Source organism: Xanthomonas axonopodis (assembly GCF_001304695.1).
GTDB lineage: Bacteria > Pseudomonadota > Gammaproteobacteria > Xanthomonadales > Xanthomonadaceae > Xanthomonas > Xanthomonas axonopodis.
Map to the genome: position 1 here is coordinate 1 of NZ_JFAQ01000288.1, position 3,163 is coordinate 3,163.

General features: G+C 65.8%; 3 protein-coding genes and 1 pseudogene. All 4 read left to right on the forward strand.

All coding sequences use genetic code 11. The features are described 5' to 3' along the window. Positions 1 to 231 precede the first annotated feature (231 nt). The gene (locus XAXN_RS19735; protein WP_054320779.1) at positions 232 to 972 is read left to right on the forward strand and encodes a flagellar motor protein; all 741 of its coding nucleotides are present in this window, start codon (positions 232 to 234) and stop codon (positions 970 to 972) included. Between the two features lie 6 nt (positions 973 to 978). Next, entirely contained in the window at positions 979 to 1,953 is a 975-nt protein-coding gene (gene motD / locus XAXN_RS19740) for a flagellar motor protein MotD (protein ID WP_054320777.1), read from the forward strand. A gap of 1 nt (position 1,954) precedes the next feature. After that, positions 1,955 to 2,737 (forward strand): ParA family protein, encoded by a 783-nt coding sequence (locus tag XAXN_RS19745; protein WP_054320778.1) that lies wholly within the window; start codon positions 1,955 to 1,957, stop codon positions 2,735 to 2,737. After that, positions 2,734 to 3,163: pseudogene (locus tag XAXN_RS19750) on the forward strand (chemotaxis protein CheW); the annotation flags it as partial. The gene XAXN_RS19745 and the pseudogene XAXN_RS19750, both read left to right, overlap by 4 nt.

The following is a 3,163-nucleotide window of genomic DNA, read 5'->3' on the forward strand; positions in this document are numbered from 1 at the left end:
CTTGATCAGCGTTGCCTTAGTACATGCCGATTCCGGGAAGCGCTCCCACACGACCCGACCGGCTCCACGCACGGCCCACCATGCTCCATGCACCCGCAAGAGCATGCGCCAATGGCCTATCGTGCATCGACGCCCAAGTGGAAGAGACCCACACCACACAACGCCAACTTTCTGGCGCGCTCGACCGCTTACATCTATCAAGTCCGCCGCCACTGGGCCGATACCGCATGCATGGACAGACTTAGCGTAATCGGGCTGGTGCTGGCGATCGTGGCGATCGTGGGCGGCAGCGTGTTGAAAGGTGCCGGCATTTCGTCACTATGGTCGCCGGCTGCCTTCGTGATCGTCATCGTCGGCACGGTGGCCGCAATCCTGCTGCACACCTCCCCGGCGGTTTTCCGGCGCGCGTTCAAGATCCTGCGCTGGGTGATCCAGCCGCCGGCCAGCGATCGCCCGCAGCTGGTGGCGCGTATCGTCGAGTGGAGCAATATCGCCCGGCGCCAGGGCCTGCTGGGCCTGGAAGACCAATTGCCGCGTCAGGACGATGCCTTCCTGCGCAAGGGCCTGCAGATGCTGGTCGATGGCGTGGAGCCGGAAGCCATGCGCAACATGCTCGAGATCGAAGTGGACAACCAGGAGCGTCAGGATCTTGCCGCCGCCAAGGTGTTCGAAGGCATGGGCATTTACGCACCCACGCTGGGCATCATCGGCGCAGTGCTGGGCCTGATGGCGGTGATGAAGAACCTGGCCGACCCGGCCATGCTCGGGCACGGCATCGCGGCGGCCTTCACCGCCACCATCTACGGCATCGCCTCGGCCAACCTGCTGTTCCTGCCGGTCGCCGCCAAGCTCAAGAACGTGATCCATTGCAGCACCAACGAGCGCGAAATGGCGATCGAGGGCCTGATCGCCATCGCCCAGGGCGAGAACCCGCGCAACATCGAGTCGAAATTGGCAGGCTACTTGCATTAGCGCGTTATGGCCCGTCGTCGCAAACACCACGAAGAACATGGCAACCACGAAGCGTGGGCGATTCCGTATGCCGATCTGATGACGCTGTTGCTGGCGTTCTTCGTGGTGATGTACGCCATCTCTTCGCTCAACGAAGGCAAATACAAGGTCATGGCACAGGCGCTGACCAGCGCCTTCGGTGGCTCGTCGAACAAGGCCAGCCCGGTGCAGCTGGGCAAGACCCAGAGCCTGGGCGCCGATTACGACCGCCCATCCGTGATCAAGGCCAGGGCGCCGATGGCCGCCTCCAATGGCCCGACCGACCCTACCCTGCTGCCGTCGATGGCCGCGCAGATGCGCATGCCGGTGTCGCTGCGCAACCAGGCGCAACTGGCGCGCGCACAGCGGCAGATGGATGCAGTGGAGCAGCAGCTGAGCAAGACGCTGGCCCCGCTGATCGACAAGCAACTCATCACCATCCGCCGTAACGATCTGTGGATCGAGGTGGAGATCAACAGCGACATCCTGTTTGGCACCGGTTCGGCCACCCTGGCCGGCGGCGCCCGCGGGACGTTGTTCACGCTGGCCTCGGTGCTGCGCGATGCGCCCAACGGCGTGCGCGTGGAGGGTTATACCGATAACCAGCCGATCGCCACCGCGCAATTTCCCTCCAATTGGGAACTGTCGGCGGCGCGCGCGGCCAGCGTGGTGCACCTGTTCGCCGACGACGGCGTCGCCCCGCAACGATTGGCGATGGTGGGCTATGGAGAATTCCGCGCACGTGCCGATAACAGCACTGAGGCGGGACGGAATGCGAACCGGCGTGTGGTGTTGATCATCCTCGCTGACTCGGCTGGCTCACTCGCACCCGATCCGCCATCGCAATTAAATGCGACCGCCGCCGGGGCGCCCGAGCTTCCCAAGTCTGACGGCGGCCAAACGGCCGTTACCACCGAAAGCGGCACAAGTTCCGTCCCCGCCGTAATTCAAGGAGTGCAGTGACATGCGTATCTGGGCAATCGCCAACCAAAAGGGCGGCGTCGGCAAGACCACCACGACGCTGGCATTGGGGCGCGGATTGGCCGCGCTCGGCCACCGCGTCTTGTTGATCGACCTCGATCCGCACTCCTCGCTCACACGCGCGTTTGGCGTGGCGGTCGATCCGCCGCCGCGCGGGGTGCTGGACCTGTTCGGCACCCCGCCGAGCGATCTGGCCAGCCTGGCGCATGAGAGCAGCATTCCGGGCCTGTCGTATGTGTGCGCGCAAGCCGCATTGGCAACGCTGGAACGCCGCAGCGCCAACCAGCCCGGCCTGGGCCTGGCCCTGCAAAACGCCATGACCCGGCATGCCGGCCAGCACGACTACATCCTGCTGGACTGCCCGCCCACGCTCGGCCTGCTGATGATCAACGCACTGGCCACCTGCGACCGCGTGGTGGTGCCGACCCAGGCCGAGCCGCTTGCCCTGCATGGCCTGGCCAGCATGGTGCGCACCGCCGACATGGTGCAGCGTTCGCGCCGCCGCGAGCTGCCGGTGTCGATCCTGCCGACCCTGTTCGACCGCCGCACCCGCGCCGGCAACGAAACGCTCAAGGAAATGCAGACCACCTACGGCCCGGTGGTGTGGGAAGACGCCGTTCCGATGGACACCCGTATTTGCAATGCCGCCGCACTCACCGTTCCCGCCACCGGCGGCGACTATCAGGGCCGCGGCCTGTCCGCGTATCGCCGCGCGCTGGAATGGGTGCTGGCCGATGACGCGATGCGTATGGAGCAAGCCGCATGAGCAACCCCACCGCCAACGGTGAATTGGACGATTATCTGGAAGGCCTGCTGCACGATGCGGGCGTGGAGATCGTCGCCCCGCCTGCGGCCACCGCAGTAAGGGTCGAAACGCCGCCACTTGCGCATGCAGATCTCGCGCTGGCCGAGCCGCCGGTCGAGACTGCTGCAGTTCCCGAAGCCGCCACTGTCTCCGAGGCTGCCACTTCCAACGCGATTGCCGCGGTGCGCAGCGCCGATGCGATCGCCGCCGATTTCCTCGCCGAAATGGATGCCGACCCGGCCTTCGCCCCGCCGGTCAACGCCGCGCCCAGCGCTGCCGACTTTCTCGCCGAAATGGATGCCGACCCGGCGTTCGCCGCCGCGCCCAATGCCGTGGACCTGATCACCGCCGATCTGCTGGCAGAAATGGATGCCGACCCGGCCTTCG

Coding starts and splice junctions, on each gene's coding strand:
- XAXN_RS19735 (WP_054320779.1), top strand. CDS start 232: ATGGACAGACTTAGCGTAATCGGGCTGGTGCTGGCGATCGTGGCGATC.
- motD (WP_054320777.1), top strand. CDS start 979: ATGGCCCGTCGTCGCAAACACCACGAAGAACATGGCAACCACGAAGCG.
- XAXN_RS19745 (WP_054320778.1), top strand. CDS start 1,955: ATGCGTATCTGGGCAATCGCCAACCAAAAGGGCGGCGTCGGCAAGACC.